The organism is Flavobacterium ajazii, assembly GCF_010614725.1.
GTDB lineage: Bacteria > Bacteroidota > Bacteroidia > Flavobacteriales > Flavobacteriaceae > Flavobacterium > Flavobacterium ajazii.
Genome location: NZ_JAAEHL010000032.1, coordinates 1 through 1,458, shown reverse-complemented (window position 1 = coordinate 1,458; position 1,458 = coordinate 1). Strand labels below are relative to the sequence as shown.

Annotated in this window: 1 protein-coding gene; it reads left to right on the top strand. The window is 36.1% G+C overall.

The genetic code is table 11. The features are described from left to right. Positions 1-1,458, top strand: a 1,458-nt coding sequence (locus tag GWR14_RS23690; protein ID WP_394367943.1) for an RHS repeat domain-containing protein, incomplete at both ends; no start/stop codon positions are given.

The window sequence follows — 1,458 nt, the reverse complement described above, 5'->3', positions numbered from 1 at the left end:
TGGGAATACCTAGTATATGATAAACTAGACAGACTTGTTCTGACCCAGGATGCCAATTTAAGAGTCAATAATAAATGGCTCTTTACTAAATATGACGCTTTTGGCAGGCCTGTTTATACAGGAGAATATAGCAATACTGCGCAAACGACAAGAGCAACAGTGCAAACATTGGCCGATCAAACCAGTAGTTTGTATGAAAGCAGACAAACGACAGCACTAAATATTAATGGCTTCTCTGTACACTATTCTAATGCGGCTTTTCCTGATGCAGGTATTAATTTGTTCACCATCAATTACTATGATAATTATGAAAATATAGATTTGGACGGAGGAACGGCAGATATATCGTACGGTATTACTCCAATTACAAATGCAAAAGGACTTTCTACCTGTTCTAAAGTTCGTGTTTTAAATAATCTTAATTGGATTACAACCGTTGTTTATTATGACAGTAAAGAAAGGCCTGTTTACAATTATGCTAAAAATGCTTATTTAGATGTAATAAATACAACCAAAACCAAATTTGATTTTGCAGGTAAGGTGATGGAAACGACCAATACCCATCAAAAAGGTTCAGCATCCCCTATCACAATTATAGATACCTTTACTTACGATAATGCGGGCAGAGTCCTGACACAAAAACAAAAGATAAATAGTCAGGCCGAAGAATTTATTGCAGACAATAGCTATAATGAATTAGGTCAGTTAATAAGCAAAGGGGTTGGAGGAAAAACAACACAATCACGTTTACAAATTGTAAATTATGATTATAATATCAGGGGCTGGCTCAAGAACATCAACAATGCCAATAACATAGGCAGTGATTTATTTGCTTTTCAGATCAATTATAATAATGCCGCAGACCCGACAAAATCATTATATAACGGCAACATCAGCCAGACTTTCTGGAAAACAGCCAATACAGATACCGGTTTAAGAAATTACACTTATACCTACGATGCTTTAAACAGGCTTACCAATGCTGTTGACAACATAAGCAGGTATAACGAAAGTTTAAGTTATGATAAAAACGGAAATATTCTAACCCTGCTTCGACTGGGTAATACTGACGAAGCTGCAACCCAATTCGGCCAAATGGATAATTTGGTTTATACTTATGATTCAGGTAATAAACTTATGAACGTGGCAGATAGTTCAGGTTCTGCAGAAGGTTTTAAAGATACAAGTACTTATACATACGACAACAATGGTAATATGCTTCAGGATAGTGGCAAAATTATTACAAGCAATATCTCCTATAATCATCTAAACTTACCTTGGGTGATTCCTTTTAATGGAAAAGCAAGCATGTCAGGAAGAACATGGAGTGCCAGTATACAATATGTTTATGATGCTGCAGGTCAAAAAGTTTCTAAAAATGTAATTAAGCGTGAGTTTCAGGGCCGCCAGCAAGTAACGCTCATCAATAGCACTACTGAATACGCAGGCGGATACATT